General features: G+C 58.2%; 15 protein-coding genes and 1 pseudogene. 12 read left to right on the top strand and 4 right to left on the bottom strand.

What is annotated here, in order from left to right:
• The first annotated feature begins 377 nt into the window (after positions 1-377).
• The 3 genes from K0F88_RS23195 (at position 378) to K0F88_RS23205 (ending at position 4,440) form a co-directional block, all read left to right on the top strand.
• Complete coding sequence (locus K0F88_RS23195) at positions 378-887, top strand: sigma-70 family RNA polymerase sigma factor (RefSeq protein WP_219096658.1); 510 nt, start codon at positions 378-380, stop codon at positions 885-887.
• 3 nt (positions 888-890) lie between these two features.
• The gene (locus tag K0F88_RS23200) at positions 891-1,844 is read left to right on the top strand and encodes a FecR domain-containing protein (protein ID WP_219096659.1); all 954 of its coding nucleotides are present in this window, start codon (positions 891-893) and stop codon (positions 1,842-1,844) included.
• Between the two features lie 118 nt (positions 1,845-1,962).
• Complete coding sequence (locus K0F88_RS23205; RefSeq protein WP_219096660.1) at positions 1,963-4,440, top strand: TonB-dependent siderophore receptor; 2,478 nt, start codon at positions 1,963-1,965, stop codon at positions 4,438-4,440.
• Positions 4,441-4,551: 111 nt separating this feature from the next.
• On the opposite strand, the gene K0F88_RS23210 is transcribed toward K0F88_RS23205, so the two are convergent.
• The gene (locus K0F88_RS23210) at positions 4,552-4,992 is read right to left on the bottom strand and encodes a hotdog fold domain-containing protein (protein ID WP_094467836.1); all 441 of its coding nucleotides are present in this window, start codon (positions 4,990-4,992) and stop codon (positions 4,552-4,554) included.
• 163 nt (positions 4,993-5,155) lie between these two features.
• Between K0F88_RS23210 and K0F88_RS23215 the strand changes: the two genes are divergently transcribed.
• The 5 genes from K0F88_RS23215 (at position 5,156) to K0F88_RS23235 (ending at position 10,823) form a co-directional block, all read left to right on the top strand.
• Complete coding sequence (locus K0F88_RS23215) at positions 5,156-5,791, top strand: TetR/AcrR family transcriptional regulator (protein ID WP_219096662.1); 636 nt, start codon at positions 5,156-5,158, stop codon at positions 5,789-5,791.
• Positions 5,792-5,947: 156 nt separating this feature from the next.
• The gene (locus K0F88_RS23220) at positions 5,948-7,564 is read left to right on the top strand and encodes a DUF1254 domain-containing protein (protein ID WP_257605335.1); all 1,617 of its coding nucleotides are present in this window, start codon (positions 5,948-5,950) and stop codon (positions 7,562-7,564) included.
• 100 nt (positions 7,565-7,664) lie between these two features.
• Positions 7,665-8,375, top strand: coding sequence for a GNAT family N-acetyltransferase (locus K0F88_RS23225; protein ID WP_094467834.1), 711 nt, complete (start codon positions 7,665-7,667; stop codon positions 8,373-8,375).
• 317 nt (positions 8,376-8,692) lie between these two features.
• Positions 8,693-10,345, top strand: coding sequence for a malate dehydrogenase (quinone) (gene mqo, locus K0F88_RS23230; RefSeq protein ID WP_219096663.1), 1,653 nt, complete (start codon positions 8,693-8,695; stop codon positions 10,343-10,345).
• Positions 10,346-10,574: 229 nt separating this feature from the next.
• Entirely contained in the window at positions 10,575-10,823 is a 249-nt protein-coding gene (locus K0F88_RS23235; protein WP_094467849.1) for a hypothetical protein, read from the top strand.
• A 116-nt stretch (positions 10,824-10,939) separates the two neighbouring features.
• Here K0F88_RS23235 and K0F88_RS23240 read toward each other — a convergent pair whose 3' ends face one another.
• Positions 10,940-11,497 carry an ATP-dependent Clp protease proteolytic subunit gene (locus K0F88_RS23240; RefSeq protein WP_219096664.1) on the bottom strand — a complete coding sequence of 186 codons (558 nt, stop codon included), beginning with the start codon at positions 11,495-11,497 and terminating at the stop codon, positions 10,940-10,942.
• A 263-nt stretch (positions 11,498-11,760) separates the two neighbouring features.
• Between K0F88_RS23240 and K0F88_RS32560 the strand changes: the two are divergent.
• Positions 11,761-11,922, top strand: a pseudogene (locus tag K0F88_RS32560) (general stress protein); the annotation flags it as partial.
• A gap of 688 nt (positions 11,923-12,610) precedes the next feature.
• Positions 12,611-13,216, top strand: a complete 606-nt coding sequence (locus K0F88_RS23250; RefSeq protein WP_219096665.1) for a DJ-1/PfpI family protein — start codon at positions 12,611-12,613, stop codon at positions 13,214-13,216.
• Between the two features lie 9 nt (positions 13,217-13,225).
• Here K0F88_RS23250 and K0F88_RS23255 read toward each other — a convergent pair whose 3' ends face one another.
• Positions 13,226-13,807 carry a hypothetical protein gene (locus tag K0F88_RS23255; RefSeq protein WP_094467846.1) on the bottom strand — a complete coding sequence of 194 codons (582 nt, stop codon included), beginning with the start codon at positions 13,805-13,807 and terminating at the stop codon, positions 13,226-13,228.
• A 96-nt stretch (positions 13,808-13,903) separates the two neighbouring features.
• Positions 13,904-14,839, bottom strand: a complete 936-nt coding sequence (locus K0F88_RS23260; protein WP_094467826.1) for a LysR substrate-binding domain-containing protein — start codon at positions 14,837-14,839, stop codon at positions 13,904-13,906.
• A gap of 151 nt (positions 14,840-14,990) precedes the next feature.
• Here K0F88_RS23260 and K0F88_RS23265 point away from each other — a divergent pair, with 151 nt between their 5' ends.
• A complete protein-coding gene (locus K0F88_RS23265) occupies positions 14,991-15,749 on the top strand; it encodes an alpha/beta hydrolase (protein ID WP_219096666.1) in 759 nt (252 codons plus the stop codon).
• 26 nt (positions 15,750-15,775) lie between these two features.
• Entirely contained in the window at positions 15,776-17,314 is a 1,539-nt protein-coding gene (locus K0F88_RS23270; protein WP_219096667.1) for a GMC family oxidoreductase, read from the top strand.
• The last annotated feature ends 9 nt before the right edge of the window (positions 17,315-17,323 follow it).

The raw sequence follows: 17,323 nt of genomic DNA on the forward strand, positions 1-17,323 counted from the left end.
ACCGGGGTCAGGCTGAACGTCATCAGCATCACGGAAGTGATGCCCGCCCCCCTGAAGAAGCCGAGCGACTTGTATTCAGGTGTTGAGTTTTTCATGGTGGTTCTCTTGGGGCATGCCGGGCGTGGCGGCATTTGCCAAGGGGTTGATGCAAAAGTCGTGCTACAGCCGGATACCGATTTGAAGTGCTTAAAAAACATAGGGTTGAATTGGTAGTAGGTGATCGGATTGGTGGGGGTTGGGGGATTTTCCTCACTGTCGAGGAGGGTGCTGCCCCCACTTGCCAACCACCCTGACACCCGCGCGGCCTTGCCAAAACCAACTGTCATCGAAGAAAATGAGAGTCATTATCAAATAACTCTCCGCATTGGGCCTTCTCCATGTCGTCTGTTGATCTCTCGCTGCAACACGCCGTGCATACGCTTTACGAGGACCATCACAGTTGGCTCTGCGGCTGGCTGCGCAAACGACTCGGCTGCATCGACAATGCTGCAGACCTGGCCCAGGACACGTTCATCCGGATCCTGACCCAGCGCAAGACACCTGAATTGCGCGAGCCTCGCGCTTATCTGAGTACGGTCGCGCGCAGCTTGATGATCGACATGTTCCGCCGTCGGGCGCTGGAGCAAGCCTATCTGGAAACCCTGGCCCTGATCCCCGAGCCGGTGGCGTTCTCGCCTGAAGCCCGCACGCTGATTATCGAAACCCTGATGGAAATCGACCGCTTGCTCGATGGCCTGGGTAGCCGAACCCGTGAGATTTTCCTGATGTCGCAACTCGACGGTCTGACTTATGTGGAGATTGGTCGGCGCCTGAACGTTTCGGTGAACACGGTGAAGAAGCACGCGGTGCGCGCCCTGACTCACTGTCTGTTGTTGGTTGAGGACTAAAGCTTGGCACGTGCCCAATCACTGGATCACGCCACCCTCGAAGCGGCGGCGCGCTGGTACGTCGACTTGCGCAGCGAGGCGCCGGATGAGGCCATTCGCGAGGCGCATCGGCACTGGCTGGAGCGCGATCCACGTCATCAGCAAGCCTGGGACCGCCTCGCGCGTTTGCAGGACAAACTGGGTCAGGTCAGCCCCGGCATCGCGCGGCCGACATTGACCAGCGCCCGGATCAAACGGCGCGACGTGCTCAAGGTGTTGTCGATTCTGTTGGCGGCGGGCGGAGCGGGCGCATTGGCCTGGAACACCACGCCGCTGCCGACGTTGATGGCGGACCAGCGCACCGGCACCGGCGAGCGCCGCCGCGTGCACCTGGACGACGGCAGTCAGCTGCAACTCAACACGGCCACCGCCGTGGACATCCGCTACAGCGAACGGCTGCGGGAAATTCGCTTGCTCAGCGGTGAAATCCAGATTGAAACGGCCCCCGATGAACGAGCGCGGCCCTTCATTGTGCACACGGCCGAAGGCAGCATTCGCGCCTTGGGCACGCGGTTTATCGTGCGCAGCGAAGCGGGGCGCACGCAGGTCAGCGTGCAGGAACATGTGGTTGAAGTGCGCTCCGCCCATTTGGCCGGCGCTGCCGTGCGTGTGGATGCCGGGCAGCAGCTGAGTTTTCGCAGCGACAGCGTTGAGCCCTTGCAGCGAGCCAACCCTCAGGCGGATGCCTGGACCCGCGACATGCTGGTGGTCAATGACTGGCGCCTGGCCGATTTCGTCATGGAACTGCAGCGCTACCGTCCCGGCCACCTGGGGTGCGATCCGGCGGTCGCTGCGCTGCGCATCTCCGGCGCTTTCCATCTTGGCAGCACCGACACGATTCTGGACAACCTGACCTCGACATTGCCGGTGCGCATACGCCGTTTCAGTCGGTATTGGGCCAGTGTCGAGCCGGTGTGATGGGGCCTGCGAAAAGAATTTGCCGAGAGGGGTTGTTGATTCTGTTTCTCATTCGACCTTGTAGGTAGAGGCGCAAAGAGTCGCCGCCATTCACTGCCGCCGGGCGAAAGGAAACTGCATGACCCCTCGCAATCCCCTTAACCGTAAACCTTCTCTCAAACCGTTGAACCGTGCTGTCCACGCGGCGTTGCTTGGCATGGCGCTCGTCGTCCCGTTGGGGATGGCGGTCGTTGCACAACCCGCGTGGGCGCAGACCAACATCGAAACCGAGTTCGATATTCCTGCGGGTTCGCTGGGGTCGGCATTGACCCAGTTTGCTTCCACCGCGGGTGTAACGGTTTCGTTTGATCCGGCCCATGCCGGTGGCCAGACATCGGCGGGATTGCACGGCCGCTACACGGTTGATGCGGGATTGCGCCAGCTGCTCGCCGGCAGCAAATTGCAGGTCGTGCGCCTGGACAATGGCAGCTATTCGCTGTTACCGGTGGTGGATTCCGGCTCGGCCCTGCAACTGGGCGCGACCAACATTTCGGGTGAGGTCGTCGAGTCGGCCTACGGGCCCGTGGACGGTTTTGTTGCCACCCGCAGCGCCACGGGCACCAAAACCGACACACCGATCCTGGAAATTCCGCAGGCCATCAATGTGGTGACCGCGCATCAGGTCGAGGTGCAGGGCGCACGCAACCTGACCCAGGCGCTGCGCTACACGCCCGGGCTGAATACCGGCGGTTTCACCGACCGCAACTCGATTGCCGACGAAATCACCAGCCGTGGTTTCGCGCCGACGCCGTTGTACCTGGACGGTGCTTACATTCCATATGCCGGCAGCCTGGGCGGCGCACCGCAAATCGATCCGTACACCCTGGAACGCATCGAAGTGCTCAAAGGCCCGTCGTCGGTCCTCTATGGGCAGAACCAGCCGGGCGGCCTGATCAACATGGTCTCCAAACGTCCGACCACGGAACAGCGCAGCCAGGTCAAACTCGGTGCGGGCAGCTACAACCGGGTCAACGGCGCGTTCGACACCAGTGGCCCGATCGACGATCAGAAAGCCTTCACCTATCGCCTCGTCGGGGTCACGAACAAGGGCAACGACCAGGTCGCGCACACCCACAGCGAACGGATGTTGCTGGCGCCAAGCCTGACCTGGACACCAACCGATGACACGTCGCTGACGCTGTTGGCGCAGATCCAGCGGGATGACGGCCAAGTCGACTATCAGTCGCTGCCGCGGATCGGCTCGCTGAATCGCGGCCCCAACGGCGAGAAAATCAACCGCGACTTTTTCTCCGGCGATTCGCACTACAACGACTACAAACGCAACCAGTACGTCTTCGGCTACGACTTCACCCACAACTTCTCCGACGATCTGAAGTACCGCTCCACCGCGCGCTACACCGACGTGCGCGATCGTTATAAAGGCTTCTACTTGCGCAGCTTCGTTACCGATGCTGCCGGTGTGACCGATTACACCCGCGCCAACCGAACCAAACTCGACTGGCGCCAGCACAACATCGCTTACACCATCGATAACAACCTTGAGTACACATTCAACACCGGAGCCCTTGAGCACACCACGTTGGTGGGCGTTGACTATCGCCACTTCAACCGCAAGTACGATGGCTTGAACGCGAACAACGTGTTGCCGGTCGACCTCTACGGCAAGAACAACTACGACACCAGCAGCGTGACGCCGGTGCTGGACACCAAATGGGACAACACCCTGCGCCAGACGGGTGTGTACGTGCAGGACCAGATCAAACTGGACCAGTGGATCCTGACCATCGGTGGGCGCCAGGACTGGGCGGAAATCGATAACAAGGACATTCTCGCCCGCACCGTCAGTTCGCAACGCGACAACAAATTCACCGGCCGCGTGGGCCTGACCTACGTCACCGAATTCGGCCTGGCGCCGTATATCAGCTACTCCGAGTCCTTCCTGCCGACCATCGGCACCGCCGCGCCTGAACGTGGCGGCAATGCCTTCGAACCGACCGAGGGCGAGCAATATGAAGTGGGCGTGAAGTACCAGCCGTTCGAGAAGACGCTGATCACCGCCTCGGTGTATCAGATCAAGCAGAAAAACGTGCTGACCGGTGACGATGAGTATCCGCAGTACCAGGCCCAGGCCGGCGAAGTGCGTTCGCGCGGCGTTGAACTGGAGCTGAAGTCCAGCATCGACAACGTCGACGTGCTGGCGGCGGCGACGTACATCGACTCGTTCTACACCAAGAGCACCTATGGCGATCAGGGCAACCGCAACGAAGCGCAGTCGCCGGTCTCCGCCTCGTTGTGGGTGGATTATCACTTCACTCAGGCCTCACTCAATGGCCTGACGTTCGGCGCGGGTGCGCGGTACACCGGGCGCAAACCGGGGGATTCATCCAACTCGTTCGACGTGCCGTCCTATGTGGTTTACGACACCACCGTCAGCTATGACATGGGCAAACTCGACCCAAGCTTGCGTGGCCTGCAAACCCGCTTGAACGTGCAAAACGTGTTTGATCGCGAGTACGTGTCAGACTGCAATTATTCGTTCGGTTGCTACTACGGCCAGGAGCGGGTGGCGTCGGTTGAAATGAGCTACGACTGGTAACTTTCTCAACCACGTAACAGCCCTCGATGCCAATAAAGCACCGAGGGCCTTCGCTAACACTCAGAGCCCGAGCCCGGTGAACCCCCTCGCAACAGGTTTTGTGTTCGTTGTTTAAGCGAGCTTCACATTCATGGTGATCCGCGCCGTGAACACCTTCTTGCCTTCGGCATCATGAATATCCACCGGCACGATCTTGTCGCCCTCCGTCTGCCAATCCACCGCCTCGCCATCGGCCACCGCCGTCACATCGCTCTTGGCCTTGGCCAGATACTCAACCGTCATCCCTTTCGGAATCCAGCGCGCACCGGCCGCAATGGACACGTCGGTCATCGTCCCGGCCGCCAGTTCGGCGGCGTTGCACATCGCAATCGCATGAACCGAGCCCAAGTGGTTGGTGATCTCCTTGCTGAATGGCACCTGCACCGTGGCGTGACCGGGGCGCAACGCCGAGATCAGCGGCTTGATGGTGCTGAAATAAGGTGCCACCTGGCAGGCCATTTTGCTGAACGCTTCCGGACCGGCGCTGTTGAACATGCTGAGAAACTGACTCATTTTGAAGCCTCGCTGAGGGTGTGGTTTTACAGAATCATGTTCCGTAACAGAATAATATTCTGTGACGGAACAGTATTCTGTCGCGAGGAAATCTGTCAACCTAGCGCAGCTTTCTCACGGGCAGCCGGCTGCCTTGTCATGAATTTTCTGGCCTGTATCCCGCATGGAAACCGCAGATTTACTCGAGCGCAGCTACCCCGGCAGAAGAGCCGAACTCAAGCGCGACATCTTCAGAAAAGCCTTGGCCCTGTTCAACGAACAAGGACTCGAAGCCACGACCATCGAAATGATCCGCGCCGAATGCGATACCAGCGTCGGCGCGATCTACCATCACTTCGGCAACAAGGAAGGCCTGGTAGCCGCGCTGTTTTTTACCGCGCTGGACGATCAGGCACTGCTTCGCGACAGCTACCTCGCCGAGGCACAGACGAGCGAAGAGGGCGTGCACGCGCTGGTCTACAGCTACGTCGATTGGGTCGACAGCCAACCCGAGTGGGCACGGTTCCAGTACCACGCGCGATTTGCCGTCACCAAAGGGCCGTTCAAGGAAGAACTGGCCACCCGAAACAAAACCCGTAACCAAAAACTCGGCCAATGGCTGGCAGAGCCCGGCCGACGCGATGAATTGCGAGCGTTTCCTGCCGAATTGTTGCCGTCGCTGATCATCGGCCAGGCGGACAGTTACTGCCGGGCATGGTTGTCGGGGAGGGTGGCGGGCAGTCCGAAGGCTTACAGAGAACTGCTGGCGCAAGCGGCGTGGCGATCAATTGGTGGCGATGCAGCCATTTCTGACGAATAAATTTCAGTTCAACAACGCCGTTCTCCGCCGAATGGCAATTGTTGCGTCCATGCATGGCTATGCTTGATCTGCTGCCGCGAACAGAGGGAGTCAATCGGGCCGTTTTCCAATGTCGAGAGGGCAAGCGTTCAATCCATTCCTGATGGAGATGACACTGTGAAACCACTCATCCGGCTACTAACCGCCCCCGCCGTGTGTATCGCGCTGGCGCTCCCAAGCGCTGCAACCGCGCTCGACAACTCGCCTGTTCCCGCGTCGATCAGCACGCCCGCAAACGTCGACACCCGTTTCGGCACGCTTGAATTCAAGGACGGCATGCCGAGCACGGACACCCTGAACAAGGTCTACGACAACCTCGATTACATCCATGCTTTCAACGCCATTACCAACACCTTCCAGGGCGTCAACGTGGTGGCGATCCGCAAAGGCTTCCTGGAGGCCGGCGTCAAGGACAACGAGATTCTGATCTTTTCAGAGTTGATGGATGCCAAGTCGCTGTTCCTCACGGCCAATGCCGATACCATTTATTTCCTTGGTTTCATCGACGTGAGCAAGGGGCCGATGGTGCTGGAAACACCGCCCAATTCGCTGGGCACGCTGGACGATTATTGGTGGCGCTGGATGATCGACTTCGGCGCGCCGGGACCGGACCGGGGGCAGGGCGGAAAATACCTGGTGCTGCCGCCTGGCTACGACGGGCCGGTGCCTGAAGGCGGCTATTTCGTGACGCGTGCGCCTACCACCAAAGTGCTGATTCTGGGCCGTGCGTTCATGGATAAGAGCAACCCGAAACCGGTCGTCGAGTTAATCAAGAAAACCGCCAAAATCTATCCCTACGAGGCAGGGGGCTACGGCACCAGCGTGGCGCAGTTCCTCAGTGGCCAGGTCGCGCTGGCCAAGGTGGCCGAACCGCCGCCCACGGTGTTTCACGAAGGCAGCGGCAAGGTGATGAACACCATTCCACCGAACGACTTCAGCGCCTATGAGCTCCTCAATGAACTCGTGCAGCAAGAGCCTGCGACCACGCTCGACGCCGAACTGATGGGCTCGCTGGCCGCCGTCGGCATCGTCAAGGGCAAGCCGTTCGCCCCGGATGCACGCCTGAAGAAAATCATGACCGAAGCGCTGGCGGCGGCGAATGCCACCGCGCGCAGCTTGCTGATGAACCCGCGTGATCCTGACTGGTATTACTACCCGGGTTCATCCTGGTCCAACTTCCTGTTCATCAGTGGCAGTGAGTTTGAAACGCCCATCCCGATCATCACCTCCGAAGGCGCCAAGCCTTTCCCGGCGACGGGTTATCGCACCCTGGATGCGCGCTCGGCGTTTTTCTATGGCGTCACCGGCATCACGCCGGCCATGGCGATGCGTCTGCCCGGTATCGGCTCGCAATACCTGTTCGCCATGCTGGATTCCAAAAAGGCGTATTTCGACGGGGCCAAGACCTACAAGGTGACGCTGCCCAAAGGTATTCCCGAAGCCAACTTCTGGTCGTTCACCGTGTACGACAACCAGACCCGATCGATGCTGGATACGCCACAACGTTATCCACGGGCCGGCAGCCAGAGCTATCCGTCGCCCGCCGCCGAGGCCGACACGGATGGCTCAACCACCGTTTACTTCGGTCCTCAACAACCGGACGGCGTGAAACGTGGCAACTGGATTCAGACGCTGCCGGGCAAAGGCTGGTTCATGCTCTTGCGGTTATACGGGCCGCTCGAACCGTTCTTCACCAAAGCCTGGCGCCCCAGCGAAGTTGAAGAGGTTCGGTGAGTCAGTCGAGGGAAAGGCTGCAACAGCAGTTATCATAGGCGCGCCCTGTGCCAACGCTTCACGTCACGGGCGCGCCTTAAACCTCGGAGTCAGTCACGCAATGCCCCAACTCAGCCACTTTGAAACCCCGTGCCCGGAGCACATCAACAGCCAGATCCTGCAGATGGTTGTCGACAACCTGACCGACATCAGCATGGTCGGCATCGCGCCGAGCAACCCGCTGTACAACGTGTATCAGTACGCGGTCGGCTACGAAGTGCATCTGTACCTGGAAGCCCTCGGCGGGTCCAAGGGCATTGCGGTCGAGTTGATCGTCGCCACCGACGATGAAGACCCTGAAAAGGTCATCGGCTTTCTGTTGTACCTGCCGGTCAAGGACGATCCCGAAGCGTGCGGCGTCGCCTACATGGCCGTCGACGCGGGTCATCGTCGCCGCGGCGTCGCGCGGTCCATGTTGCAAGACATGATCAGCCGCTACCCCCACGCCGAACTGACCTGCACCGTGGCCAAGGTGCCGTGGTTCGAGTCAATGGGTTTTCAGGTGCTGGGCGTGCGCGGCACGCAGGTGCTGATGAACACCCGCGACCGCAGCAGCGAAGGCTTGATGGGGCTGTTGGACGTCACATTTATCTACAGTTCTCTAGAGGTCCGGCAGATACATACCTACTTGCTGCAAAAACACGGAAAGCGCGCGATGGTCGATGCCGAAAAGCAACGCGACCGGCACCTGGACCAAATGACCCACAACGCCAAGGTGTTTGTGCTGAATCGTTTGGGCCGGGACGCGGCGAACGAGCCTCGTCTGGACTAGACTCATAAGTCCTTTTGAGAGCGCGCGGTCGTCGAGCCATGATATTCTGCGCGCCAACTTGGTTTGACCTATTCAGTTTGCACGTCCCTGAGACGTGCCGACAGGATCAATGTCGCTCAAGTAGCTGAAGCCAATAATGATAAAAAGTCAGTTCAGTAGGGACATATAAACTGAGGTCGATGCAGACAGTCGGCCTTGTGTGCCCACCCTCCAATCTTCATGTACGAGCACCCACGACATCCTGCCTGAATGCCGTGAACAGGGGCTCCGTAACTGAAGATGGAAGGGCGGATGGCGTTTTATCATAGGTGCTACAGATGTTTAAGAAAATGAACACGGCCCTGCTGGGGCTGGCTTTGTCGATGGGGATCACGTCCGTTCACGCGGAAGAGGCAAAGAAAGTCGATGTACTGCTGATCGGCGGCGGCATCATGAGCGCGACCCTGGGTGTCTGGCTCAACGAGCTGGAACCTGGCACTTCGATGGAAATGATCGAGCGCCTCGACGGCGTTGCACTGGAAAGCTCCAATGGCTGGAACAACGCCGGTACCGGTCACTCCGCCCTGGCCGAGTTGAACTACACCCCGGAAGACGACAAGGGCAATGTCTCGATCCCGAAAGCCGTTGAAATCAACGAAGCGTTCCAGATCTCCCGTCAGTTCTGGGCCTGGCAGGTTCAGCAAGGCGTGCTGAAAAACCCGCGTTCGTTCATCAACTCCACGCCACACATGAGCTTTGTGTGGGGCGATGACAACATCAAGTTCCTGAAGAAGCGCTACGAAGCCCTGCAAGCGAGCCCGCTGTTCGCCGGCATGCAGTATTCCGAAGACCCGGCTGTGATCAAGAAGTGGGTTCCGCTGATGATGGAAGGGCGCGACCCGAACCAGAAAATCGCGGCCACCTGGAGCCCGATCGGCACCGACGTCAACTTTGGCGAAATCACCCGCCAGTTCGTCGCGCACCTGCAAACCACACCGAAGTTCGACTTGAAACTGTCTAGCGAAGTGCAAGACATCACCAAGAACGACGACGGCACCTGGCGCGTCAGCTACAAAAACCTCAAAGACGGCACCAAGTCCGAAACCGACGCCAAGTTCGTGTTCATCGGCGCGGGCGGCGGTGCACTGCACTTGCTGCAGAAGTCCGGCATTCCTGAAGCCAAGGAGTACGCAGGCTTCCCGGTAGGCGGCTCGTTCCTCGTCACCGAAAACCCGACCATCGCCGAGCAACACCTGGCCAAGGCCTACGGCAAAGCCTCCGTTGGCGCACCGCCAATGTCGGTTCCGCACTTGGACACCCGTGTCCTGGACGGCAAGCGCGTCATCCTGTTCGGCCCATTCGCGACCTTCAGCACCAAGTTCCTGAAGGAAGGCTCGTACCTGGACCTGCTGACCACCACCACCACGCACAACGTGTGGCCAATGACCAAAGTCGGCATCAAGGAATACCCGCTGGTCGAGTACCTCGCCGGCCAGCTGATGCTGTCTGACGAAGACCGCCTCAACGCCCTGAAAGAATACTTCCCGAACGCCAAAGCCGAAGACTGGCGCCTGTGGCAAGCCGGCCAACGCGTGCAAATCATCAAGCGTGATGAAGCGGCGGGTGGCGTGCTGAAGTTGGGTACTGAAATCGTTGCTTCCGCTGACGGCTCGATCGCCGGCCTGCTGGGCGCATCGCCGGGCGCATCGACCGCTGCACCGATCATGCTGACCGTGCTGCAGAAAGTGTTCAAGGACAAAGTAGCTTCGCCTGCCTGGCAGGAAAAGCTGCATCAGATCGTGCCAAGCTATGGCACTCAGCTGAACGGCAGTCCTGAGAAGGTTGCGCAGGAGTGGGCTTACACCGCCAAGGTGCTGCAACTGACTCCGCCGCCGGCGATTGGTCAGGTCGCGGCTCCGGCTGCCGCTCCGGCTGATGCTGATAAGGCAAAGGCGCCGAAGGCTAATGCTGCCAGTGATATGGCTTTGTAAGTAGGAGCGTAATCAGAGAAAGCCCACTGATCGGGGACGGTCAGTGGGCTTTTTTGTGGGGAGTGGTTTTCGAGGGGGTAGATTCATCTGGGCCCACATCTCGGTGCTTCATCCAAAGCCTGTCTGAACGCATCAAAAAACTTTGAACCGCCTTTGGACGCGCTCGCCTAATGATTAGCTTGTGGACGAATCGCACAGGCAATGTGCCAATACCGGCATTTTTCGAGAGGTGGTCAACGTGGCTAAAGACGAGAAGAAAAGCAAAGGTGATGCTTCGAACGCCAGCAAGGATTTGAAAGACAAGAAGTCATCCAAGGCAAAGAAATCAGCGGCGGCCTCGGCGCTTTCGAAATCTTCCGAAAAGAAAGACAAGAAAAAAGACGCCGAACCGAAGAAATCTGCAAAAAAAGCTGATAGCAAGCCAGACAAGGTTAAGAAATCAGACAAGGCAGAAAAGCCGGCGAAAAAGAAAAAGTGACATCTGCTATCTGCTAGGGGTAGTCGAGGGCGTTGTTCCAACGCGTCACGCAGTAAAAAAAAGCCCACTGACCCGGTGACGGTCAGTGGGCTTTTTGTATCCGGTTGTCCGATCAATTACCCACCACTAACCTTCCAATGTTTCACGTCATCCGCAAACACCATCTGCTTCATCTCATGAGCAATACCATAGGCCAGCGATTCATGTGCGGCGATAACTTTTTCCTCCGCAGACAAGCAATGAAAAATGTCGAGTTTGGTCGCTGCATCAGCGGTTTCGAGCATGAAGATTTGCACGTAGCGTGCGAGGTCATTGTCGAGGCTGGACAGGTATTCCCGCAGTCGTTGGTGGTCGACGGATTTTTGGCTGAAGTACCAGTTCATCGGGTGAATCAGAAAGCGTGCGTGAGGAGATGTGATGCGCCGGCCTGCCGCCAGGAACATGATGATGCCCATCGACTCGATATTGCCGGCGTTGATTGCGCAAAGCGGTACTGGCAAGGACTTCAGGAACGTGTAGAGAGTGAAGCCAAAATTGGTGCTGCCCCCGCAAGTGGACAGGTTCAACAGAAGGGAGGTGGCACCTTGATCGATGACCTCAAGGCAGCAATCCCTGAACCGTTCGGTCGTCGCCTGGTCGATCTGGCAATGAAAATGCACGATGTGTTCAGTCATTGATTGACCTCCTGAGTGCGATGCAGGGAGGGCTTGCAAGCGCTATTCAGTCTAGTAAACATCGATTATTTGGTGTGAAAAGCCATCGTAAGGTGGCATCGACGAATGGGACAGCCGTCAGTCGAATGAGCGACATTTTAATGGAACCAAACGTCCAAATCCGCTCGTCGTGAGCCCCGTATTTCCGTTCAAACTTTCCCTTTTGCGTGTCCTCCGAATTGTACGGGCCCATGCTCGTGCCAATGATGTAGAGGTGAACCAAAATGGCCAATACAGGAAACAACAATCCAGGCAATTTTTCCAATGACCGGGACAAGGCTTCTGAAGCCGGCAAGAAAGGCGGAGAAGCGTCTGGCGGAAATTTTGCCAACGATCCACAACGCGCGTCTGAAGCCGGTCAAAAAGGAGGTCAAGCTTCTGGCGGACAGCCCTCGCGTGATAAAGGCAGCATGTCTGGAGGTGGGCAGGGTACCAATCGCGGAGGGGAATTTACCGACGATAAGGAAAACATGTCCAAGCCAGGCCAAAAAGGCGGCCAGGCTTCCGGCGGACAGCAGTCTAACAAGGCTGATCAATCGTCCAGCGGCGGGCAAGGAAGCGGACGCGGTGGCAATTTCGCCGATGACCGCGACAAGTCGTCTGGAACAGGGCGCAATGATGATGGGATGAGCGGAGGTGGAGGACGTAAATCCTGATGTCGTCTGACCCCATCAAGCCCCGAATTTTTCGGGGCTTGATTTCTATGGCACTGCTTGTCTTATCTTGCATCAGTTGCCGGGTGAGACTGGAGGAGGGGAGTCGAGTTACGTCGAGCTGGCCGCCTAGCGATTAAGAATTTTTTTGATGATTGCACGTCCATCAGTGCGGCTGTTTCAACGCGCCACACAGTAAAAAGCCCACTGAACCGGTCACGGTCAGTGGCTTTTTTTGTGGACGGTGGTTTTCAAGGAGAAAATTCATCTCGGTGGCAACCCAAAGTGGATGTTCCAGAGAGGCACCGCATGGCTGCGAATTCGCCGCAGTTAGCCGAATTGTATCCATGACAATTCTTTGAATGTATTGGCTGTTTGTTTTTACGATGGGTCACAGAATTTCTCTGGTACGAGGCTCATCATGCACATCGCCATCCTTACCTTCGAGGGGTTCAACGAACTCGACTCGCTCATCGCGTTCGGTATCCTCAACCGAGTTCAACAGCCGGGCTGGCGAGTGTCTATCGCCAGCCCCACGGATAAGGTGCTGTCGATGAACGGCCTGAAGATCGAGGCGCAGGCATCGTTAGAGGACGCCTGCAGCGCGGATGCAGTGCTGGTGGGGAGTGGGAGATTGACCCGGAATGTCGTCGCGGACGAAGCACTGATGTCTCGACTTAAATTCGACCCGGCCCGCCAACTCTTGGGCGCCCAGTGCTCGGGCACATTGATACTTGCAAAGCTCGGCCTGCTGGACGAAGTTCCGGCCTGCACGGATCTAATCACCAAGCCGTGGGTTGAAGAGGCTGGCGTGCCAGTGCTCAATCAGCCGTTCGTGGCCAAGGGCAATGTCGCAACCGCTGGCGGCTGTCTGTCGTCGCTGTATCTGGCCACATGGTTCATCGCCCGTCTGGCGGGTGTAGAGGCTGCACGCAGTGCGCTTCATTACGTTGCCCCAGTGGGGGAGAAAGACATTTACATAACGCGAGCGATGGCGAACATTTCGCCGTTTCTTTCGCCGCCTTAGGCATCACTGCTACGTAAGGTCAAATCGCTCCAACGCATAATCCTTACCTGCCAAAGTAAGTTCAAAAATGGTGGCGCCAAACGTACCTCGGGTCACTTTTTGCGTCACGAGACGTTTAGCCTGGAGTTGCTTAAGACCGGTTTCAACTTCTAACGTGCTGAGTGAGACCAGTTTGCAAACCGAGTTCAAGTTTGCAACTTTTCTGAAGTTCGCATGATAGGCCAAAACTTCCATCAGTAGCGTTTGGTTATCGGTCAATTTTGGAAACTGAGGATTGTTCTTTTTGTAAACCTTTCGCTCTATCTCGTGTAACTCGCCGTCAGTTCCATCAGGGATGCGGACGTAGTAAATCGCTACAGACAGCGTGCTGATGAAAATCGCGATAATCATCAGCAGCGACCAATTCGGCATTGGCGTTTCCAGCAAAAGCCAATCCCCCAAACGTAGCAGCCAGCTCGTGGTATCTGCCAACAATGTCAGTTCGAAATAAGTTTCGAGCGAATTTATGGCAACCCAAGCGACAACGAAAATCCCAGCCAGGTAGGCCATGGCCTTAAGCGTGAACGAGGATTGCTTGCCTTGTGCTGCCATGCTACTCGTCTCGACCGCAGAAACAGATGCTATCAGCATAGCAGTGGAATAGCGGCCGTCTGGCACCTCACCTGCAAGGTCCAGCATTTGGCCTTATCAAACCAACGGACTCCCGCGCATCCCCCGCGCCGGATCATCCAGCAACCTGAATTGCTCCACCATGAAATCAATCAACATCCGCATCGACGGCAGCATCCCGTGCCGGCTCGCAAACACCGCATAGATCATCTCAGTCCGCGGCGCCCAGTCAGGCACCACCACCACCAGTTGCCCGCGCTCGATAAAGTCATGCACCAGCGACATCGGCATCTGCGCAATGCCAACGCTGTCTATCGCCGCGCAGCGCAGCATCGGCAGTCCCTTGGTAATCAGTTGCGGACGATGCTGGATCGTAAATTCCGCGCCATCTTGATGGAACAACGTCCAACTGTAATCACGTTGCGGGCTGCCGTGATGGACGCTGGGGAATCGTGCCAGTTCTCCCGGCTCGTGGGGTACACCGAGGCGGTTCAACAGCGCGGGACTGGCCACCAGGCATTGCGGCCGCTGGGACATGACGCGGTTGACCAGGTCCGAATCCTGAAGGGGAGGCGGGCGGACTCTCAGTGCCAGGTCAACGCCTTCGGCGACCACGTCGACCTGACGGTCGCTGGCTTCCAGATGCACTTCGACACGCGGGTGCATGGCCATGAATCGGGTGATGATGCCGCCGACGCACTCCTCCAGTAACACCGTCGGGCAGGTGACGCGCAACAAGCCGCCGGGTTCTGTGCGCGTCATGGCGACGGCGGCTTCGGCGGCTTCCGCGCCTTTGAGCATGGAACGGCAATGGGCGTAATACGTCTGGCCCAGTTCCGTCACCTTGAAGTTGCGGGTGTTACGGATGATCAGGCGCACGCCCAGGCGTTCTTCGAGCAGCGCAATGCGGCGACTGAGGTTGGATTTTGGAATGCCCAGCGCCCGTGCGGTCGGCGCGAAGCCGCCGTGGTCCACCACCATCACAAAGTACTGAAGGTCATTGAGGTCGAGCACCGGGCGGCATCCATTCGGCCAAAAGAGGCCAACTATACAAGAACGATCGTCCAATGGATGGGAAAGACAAACCCGTTTTTCGGGACTGGTTCACAAGACAGCAAAGCGCCTAGATTGCCGCCGTTCGGTTGGTTCATTAAAGGAGCTTCAGATGTTACGCAGGACGATTCTCGCCATGTCTTTGGGTTTGGCCACACAGGGTTCGGTGGGTTATGCCAACGCTGCCAACGATCCTTCCGTGGTGCTGGTACATGGGGCGTTCGCCGATGGTTCTGATTGGGCGAAGGTGATCACGTTGCTGCAGGACAAGGGTGTGAAAGTACGGGCGGTGCAGAACGGTTTGAATTCGTTGGCGGATGACGTGGCCACGACTCGCCGCGCTATTGAAGCTGCGCCGGGCAAGGTGGTGCTGGTCGGGCATTCGTGGGGCGGAAGCGTGATCACCCAGGCCGGTGCGAGCGACAAGGTCGCGGCGCTGGTCTACGTGGCCGCCTTCGTCCCTGACGTCGGGCAGTCCACGGCCGAGGTCGGCAAGGGCTATCCGCCGTCGCCGGGCATGGGCGAATTAGTGGCTGACAAGGCCGGGTATCTGTCGCTCACCCAACACGGTATCGAGCAGGATTTTGCCCCGGACGTGCCCGCTGCGCAGGGTCGGGTGATGGTCGCCACCCAAGGTGCCATCAATTCCCGGGCGTTCGACGAGCGCATCAGCGTGGCCGCCTGGCAGCAGAAACCCTCGTGGTACATCGTCAGTGAGCGCGATCGCATGATTGCGCCTGACCTGCAGCGCGCACTCGCCCGGAAAATCAACGCCACAACGACGGCGCTGCCGACCAGCCATGTGCCGCATCAGTCTCGACCTGCCGACGTGGCCAGGGTCATTACCGAAGCGCTCAACACCACGCGATGAACGTTGTTATCGATAGGGAAATAAAGATGACTGTGCACAGCAACGTATTCGACTTCGTCATTCTGGGTGGCGGTTCTGCCGGTGCCGTATTGGCCGCGCGTTTGTCGCAAGACCCACAACTTAATGTGCTGCTGGTTGAGGCGGGCCGAGCCTTTGACCCCGATGAATACCCGGCAGAGATCTACAGCAGCACGATCATCGCCGCTAACGGTGATAAACGTTACGAGTGGGGCTATTTCGCAACCCCGGTCGAGCAACCGCAGGCGGTCTACGCCCCGCGTGGAAAAGTCCTGGGCGGAAGTTCTGCCATCAATGGCGCTGTCGCCTGCAGAGCGTTGCCCTTCGACTTTGCGCGCTTCACCGCCAAAGGCCTGAAAGGCTGGAGCTTTGAAGAGGTGCTGCCCTATTACAAAAAAATGGAGCGCACCGCCCACGGCGAAGATAAATGGCACGGCCGCAACGGGCCGCTGCCGATTCACCAGATGTCCCTGGACTACATCACCCCGGTACAGCGCGCGATGGTGGAAGCAGCATGGGCTTGCGGCGCCAACAAAGTCGACGACTTCAATGACCCTGAGGCCAATAACGGCGCCGGTCCAAATCCAATGAACGTGATCAACGGCGTCCGCGTTAATACCGGGATGGCCTACCTCACGCGTGAAGTACGCGCTCGCCACAACCTGTCGATCCTCGATCAACGCCTTGTCGACAAGGTGTTATTCGAAGGCAGCAAGGTTCAGTCGGTGCTGTTGGCGGGCGGTGAAAAAGTCCACGGCAAAGAAGTCATTCTGAGCGCTGGTGCCTATGGCTCTGCCGCGATTCTTTTGCGCTCAGGTATCGGCCCCAGGGCAGACCTTGAAGCGTTGGATATTCCCTTGGTAAAAGATGCGCCGGTCGGTGTGCGGCTGCTCGATCATGCGTTCTTCTGGATGAACTTCAGCGGAATAGAAGCCCTGAAGGGGCAAGATCGGCCGGTGGTGGGCGCGCAGTTGTGGACCCACTCGTCCTACGCCAGTTCGGATAAGGAATTGGACATCGGGATTTCCCCCTCGCATCTGCTCGATCCCGCCATCAGCCCGACCGGTGTCGCTTTTTCGCTGGGGCTGGAGTTGATGCATTGCACGTCCCACGGTCGCTTGCGTTTGAGCAGTCGCGATCCCCAGGACGCACCGGTTATCGAACTCAATCACCTGACGACTGAAGATGACATGAACCGGATGATCGAGTGCTTCCGTCTGGCCCGCAAACTGGCCAACACCGAACCGCTCAAGAGCCTGATCGTGGAAGAGCTTTATCCGGGCCCAGCGACTGACGACAGCGACGAGCACATTCGTGCGGCGCTGGCGAAAGGCGTGGGCACCTTGCAGCATCCGTGTTCGACGGCACCGATGGGCTTGCCGGACGACCCGGGCGCGGTAGTGGACGAGGAGGGGCGCGTTTATGGCGTGGAAGGACTACGCGTGATTGATGCTTCCATCTTCCCCGAGATCCCGCTGATCAACTTGAACCCGACCGTCATCATGACGGCGGAAAAGCTGGCCGATGCCATCAAACAATACCGCTAATTCATATAA

The organism is Pseudomonas sp. UMAB-40 (assembly GCF_900095275.1).
GTDB lineage: Bacteria > Pseudomonadota > Gammaproteobacteria > Pseudomonadales > Pseudomonadaceae > Aquipseudomonas > Aquipseudomonas mandelii_B.

What these genes read in the sequence shown, in the direction of transcription:
- K0F88_RS23215 (WP_219096662.1), top strand. Translation starts at nt 5,156, where the DNA reads ATGGAAACCGCAGATTTACTCGAGCGCAGCTACCCCGGCAGAAGAGCC.
- K0F88_RS23255 (WP_094467846.1), bottom strand. Translation starts at nt 13,807, where the DNA reads ATGGCAGCACAAGGCAAGCAATCCTCGTTCACGCTTAAGGCCATGGCC.
- K0F88_RS23195 (WP_219096658.1), top strand. Translation starts at nt 378, where the DNA reads ATGTCGTCTGTTGATCTCTCGCTGCAACACGCCGTGCATACGCTTTAC.
- K0F88_RS23250 (WP_219096665.1), top strand. Translation starts at nt 12,611, where the DNA reads ATGCACATCGCCATCCTTACCTTCGAGGGGTTCAACGAACTCGACTCG.
- K0F88_RS23210 (WP_094467836.1), bottom strand. Translation starts at nt 4,992, where the DNA reads ATGAGTCAGTTTCTCAGCATGTTCAACAGCGCCGGTCCGGAAGCGTTC.
- K0F88_RS23270 (WP_219096667.1), top strand. Translation starts at nt 15,776, where the DNA reads ATGACTGTGCACAGCAACGTATTCGACTTCGTCATTCTGGGTGGCGGT.
- K0F88_RS23225 (WP_094467834.1), top strand. Translation starts at nt 7,665, where the DNA reads ATGCCCCAACTCAGCCACTTTGAAACCCCGTGCCCGGAGCACATCAAC.
- K0F88_RS23205 (WP_219096660.1), top strand. Translation starts at nt 1,963, where the DNA reads ATGACCCCTCGCAATCCCCTTAACCGTAAACCTTCTCTCAAACCGTTG.
- mqo (WP_219096663.1), top strand. Translation starts at nt 8,693, where the DNA reads ATGTTTAAGAAAATGAACACGGCCCTGCTGGGGCTGGCTTTGTCGATG.
- K0F88_RS23240 (WP_219096664.1), bottom strand. Translation starts at nt 11,497, where the DNA reads ATGACTGAACACATCGTGCATTTTCATTGCCAGATCGACCAGGCGACG.
- K0F88_RS23265 (WP_219096666.1), top strand. Translation starts at nt 14,991, where the DNA reads ATGTTACGCAGGACGATTCTCGCCATGTCTTTGGGTTTGGCCACACAG.